The organism is Tabrizicola flagellatus (assembly GCF_046295235.1).
In the GTDB taxonomy this organism is placed as follows: Bacteria; Pseudomonadota; Alphaproteobacteria; order Rhodobacterales; family Rhodobacteraceae; genus Tabrizicola; species Tabrizicola flagellata_A.
The window spans coordinates 1-4,060 of the sequence record NZ_JBKBLV010000083.1 but is presented as its reverse complement, the minus strand read 5'-3'; the positions used below and the strand labels follow the sequence as shown (position 1 = coordinate 4,060).

Sequence of the window (4,060 nt, the reverse complement as noted above, 5' to 3'; positions counted from 1 at the left end):
CCGGCGGTGTCGCAGATGTCATCGACGATGATGCACTTGCGGCCCTTCACGTCGCCGATCACGGTCATCTCGGCCACCTCGCCGGCCTTCTCGCGCCGCTTGTCCACGATGGCGAGGGGGGCGCTGATCCGCTTGGCCAGTTCCCGCGCCCGCGCCACGCCGCCCACGTCGGGCGAGACGATCATGATGTCATCCATCTGGCCCTTGAAATGGTGCTCGATGTCCAGGGCAAAGACCGGGGCGGCATAGAGGTTGTCCACCGGGATGTCGAAGAAGCCCTGGATCTGGGCGGCGTGCAGGTCCAGCGTCAGCACGCGGTCCACGCCCGCCGTCTCGATCAGGTTCGCCACCAGCTTGGCGCTGATCGGGGTGCGCGCCTTGGCGCGGCGGTCCTGGCGGGCATAGCCGAAATAGGGGATCACGGCGGTGATCCGGCTGGCCGAGGACCGGCGCAGCGCATCGACCATGATGAGCAGTTCCATCAGGTTGTCGTTCGCCGGGTTCGAGGTCGGCTGGATGACATACATGTCCTCGCCGCGGACGTTCTCGAAGACCTCGACGAAGATCTCCTGGTCGTTGAAGCGTTCGACCCGGGCATCGACGAGATTGACGCTCATCCCCCGGTGCATCGACATGCGCCGCGCGATGGCCTTGGCCAGCGGCTGGTTGGCATTGCCGGCGATGAGCTTGGGTTCGGTGACGGCGGGCATGGCGTCCTCGGTGACGGATTCGTGACGGCCCCCGCTTATCACCCGGTGCTGCGCTTGCAAACCGGCGCGACCGCTAACGGCGCGAAAAACGCGGGATCAGAAGGCGTTCAGGAAAGCGTCCACCTCGGCCTCGGTGGTGCACCAGCTGGCGACGAGCCGCGCGCGTTCCCGGCCTGCGGGGGCGGGGAAGCGGTAGTACGCGGCGCCGGCGGCTTCGAGCCGTTCGTGATGCCCCGCGGGCCATTCCGGGAACAGCATGTTGGCGTCCGCCGGGGGCACATGTGCCTGCCGGTCGCGCAGGCCCCGCACCAGGCGCTGGCCCATGGCATTGGCCCGGGCCGCAAGCCGCAGCCAGAGGCCTTCGGTCAGATAGGCCTCCATCTGCGCCGACAGGAACCGGTGCTTGGAGAAGAGATGCCCGCCCCGCTTGCGCCGCAACTCCAGTTCCCAGGCCTTCGCCGGGTCGAAGAGCACGACGCCCTCGACCCCGAGGCAGCCGTTCTTGGTCCCGCCCAGCGACAGCACGTCGATCCCGGCCTTCCAGGTCATCTCGGCGGGCGTCGCGCCGGTGGCGACCAGCGCATTGGCAAAGCGCGCGCCGTCCAGGTGGCAAGGGATGCCCTTCGCCTTCGCAAGCGCCGTCAGCGCGGCGATCTCGCCCGGCGTATAGACGGTCCCGGCCTCGGTGACATTGGTCAGCGACAGCATCCCCCGCTGAACGCCATGCACGCCGCTTTCGCCTGTTGACGCCAGGGCGGCGGACAGCGTGCCGGGAGTGATCTTGCCGTGGTCGCCTGGGACCAGAACCAGCTTGGCGCCGGAGTAGAACTCGGGCGCGTTGCATTCGTCCTCGGCGATATGGGCATGGGTGTGGCAGAACACCGCGTCCCAGGGCTGGACATGGGTCGCGATGGCCAGCGCATTGGCGGCGGTGCCGGTGGCGACAAGGCGGACTTCGGCGTGCGGAGCCTCGAAGATCTCGCGCACCAGATCGGTGACGCGCGACATGGCGGCATCGGCGCCGTAGCTGCGCTCGTAGCCTTCGTTGGCCTTGAGGATCGCGGCCAGGATCTCGGGGGCGGCGCCGGAGGTGTTGTCGGAGGCAAAGCGCATCAGGGGGTTTCCTCGATCAGGTAGTCTTCCCAGTCGTCCTCGGGCACCTCGGTTTCCGAGAGCGTGAGGCCCCGCACGGACTGGCCGGCCTTGTGCGTGCTGTCGGGGTCACCTGTGACCAGCGGGTGCCAGTCGGGCAGCGTCTTCTTCTGGAACAACAGCTTGTAGGCGCAGGTCGCGGGCATCCAGTAGGCGATCTTCGGCAGGGTCTTCGGCGTCAGGACCACGCATTCCGGGACATGCACTTTGCGGTTCGGATAGTCGCGGCACCGGCAGGTGTCGCCGTCGAACAGGCGGCAGGCAATGCGGGTATAGGCGACCTCGCCCGTGTCCTCATATTCCAGCTTGTTCAGGCAGCACTTGCCGCAACCGTCGCAGAGCGCCTCCCATTCGGCCTGAGTCATCTTGTTCAGGGGGACGGTTTCCCAGAACCGGGGGCGGAGCCCGGTCATGACGCGGACAGGATGGCGCGGGCCTGGGCGCAGTCGGCCTCCATCTGCGCGATAAGGGCGGGCAGGCCGTCGAACTTCAGTTCGGGGCGCAGGAAGTCCACCAGCGCGACGGAAAGGTGGTGGCCGTAGAGGTCGCCCTTGAAATCCATGAGATAGGTCTCGAGGTTCGGCACCTCGCCCGCGAACATCGGCCGCACGCCAAGGCTCGCAGCGCCCATGTAGGACCCGGCATGGGGGCCGGTCAGCACATCGACCTTCACCGCGTAGACCCCGAAGCGCGGAAGGTGCAGGCCGGTCAGCGCCATGTTTGCGGTGGGATAGCCAAGCTCGCGGCCCCGCTTCTCGCCATGGATCACTTCGCCCTCGATCCGGTGCAGGTGGCCCAGCATGGCGGCGGCGTCGCGGGGGCGCCCCTCGCTCAGCGCCTCGCGGATCGCGGTGGAAGAGACCTCGCGTCCGGCGATCTGGACCAGCGGCGCGATGGTGGTGTCAAAGCCGAAGCGGTCCCCCAGCGCGGCAAGGTCTCGGGCGGTGCCGGCGCGGCCCTTGCCGAAGCAGAAATCGGCGCCGACGACGACATGGGAAATCCCCAGCCCCTCGGCCAGCACGTCGCGGGCGAATTCCTCGGGCGTGAGCGCGGCAAGCGCGCGGTTGAACGGCAGCTGGAACAGGTGCTGCACGCCGAGCTTGGCCAGCCGGTTCGCCCGCGCCTCGGCGTTCATCAGCCGGAAGGGCGGGGCCTCGGGGGCAAAGACCTGACGCGGATGCGGCTCGAAGGTGACGATGCCGAGGGGGCCGCGACCGCGCGCGAGGTCGATCACCGACTGATGGCCGAGATGCACCCCGTCGAAATTGCCCATCGCGCAGGACATGCCCCGGGCGGCCGGATCAAGCCACTGGAAATCCTGATGAATCTGCATCCGCGCCCTTCAGGGGGCGTCTGCCCCGTCAGTCGAACTTGCGGCTGGGCGCCAGAACCAGCGCCTCGCCCTTCAGGACTACGGTTTTACCGACCGAGGCGAGGGTTTCAAGGGTCACCCGGCGTTTGGCGTGGTCGATGCCGGTAACGGTGACCTCGGCGCGCACCATGTCGCCGGGGCGGACGGGTGCCATGAACTTCAGGCTTTGCCCCAGATAGACCGTGCCATGGCCCGGAAGCTGTTCCCCGATCACCGCCGAGATCAGCCCGGCGGTCAGCATCCCGTGCGCAATGCGGCCCTCGAAGATCGTATCCTGGGCATAGGCGTCGTCGAGGTGGACAGGGTTCCGGTCGGTCGAGACTTCGGCGAACAGCTCTATGTCGCGGTCGGTGATGACCTTCATCAGATGGCGGGACATGCCGATCTCGATGTCCTCGATGCAGATCGTTCCGCGGGGCATGTTGTCGAGCATGGGGTCCGAATCCCTTCCGGTCATGCGGCACCCTAGCACGCGCTGCGACGCAGCACAATCGGTCACGCAAGAATTGTTCAATATGACTTTCGCATGCGAACGAATGTTGCCGCGATATCAGCGCAGGCGGCCCATGGCGTAGGTGGGCGACAGTTCCACCCCGTCGAGCCAGTCGTCCAGCCGGGCGGGATCGGGATTCTCCGGGTCGGGGCCGAAGCGGTCGGCTTCGAGCCCGCCGGTGATGAACAGCGTGTCCAGCCCCTCGCCGATCCCGCCCCGGATGTCGGTGAAAATCCCGTCGCCGATGCAGAGGATCGCGGGATCTGCCGGCGCGCCCGCCTCGGCCAGGCGGTGACGGGCAAGGTCGTAGATCGGCGGATGCGGCTTGCCGAA

General features: G+C 67.5%; 6 protein-coding genes. All 6 read right to left on the bottom strand.

The genetic code is table 11. The features are described 5' to 3' along the window. A partial coding sequence (locus tag ACK4IU_RS18515) for a ribose-phosphate pyrophosphokinase (RefSeq protein WP_409738307.1) occupies positions 1–710 on the bottom strand: 710 nt, incomplete at its 3' end. A 96-nt stretch (positions 711–806) separates the two neighbouring features. Then, complete coding sequence (locus tag ACK4IU_RS18510; protein ID WP_409738304.1) at positions 807–1,823, bottom strand: threonine aldolase family protein; 1,017 nt, start codon at positions 1,821–1,823, stop codon at positions 807–809. After that, positions 1,823–2,275, bottom strand: a complete 453-nt coding sequence (locus ACK4IU_RS18505) for a YcgN family cysteine cluster protein (RefSeq protein ID WP_409738301.1) — start codon at positions 2,273–2,275, stop codon at positions 1,823–1,825. The genes ACK4IU_RS18510 and ACK4IU_RS18505 overlap by 1 nt, the downstream gene beginning before the upstream one ends. Further along, on the bottom strand, positions 2,272–3,195 hold the full coding sequence (locus ACK4IU_RS18500) for a bifunctional riboflavin kinase/FAD synthetase (protein ID WP_409738298.1): 924 nt from the start codon (positions 3,193–3,195) through the stop codon (positions 2,272–2,274). The genes ACK4IU_RS18505 and ACK4IU_RS18500 overlap by 4 nt, the downstream gene beginning before the upstream one ends. Before the next feature lie 28 nt (positions 3,196–3,223). Beyond that, a complete protein-coding gene (locus tag ACK4IU_RS18495) occupies positions 3,224–3,667 on the bottom strand; it encodes a MaoC family dehydratase (protein WP_135449714.1) in 444 nt (147 codons plus the stop codon). 117 nt (positions 3,668–3,784) lie between these two features. Then, positions 3,785–4,060: HAD hydrolase-like protein (locus ACK4IU_RS18490; RefSeq protein WP_409738295.1), on the bottom strand; the 276-nt coding region annotated here is incomplete at its 5' end.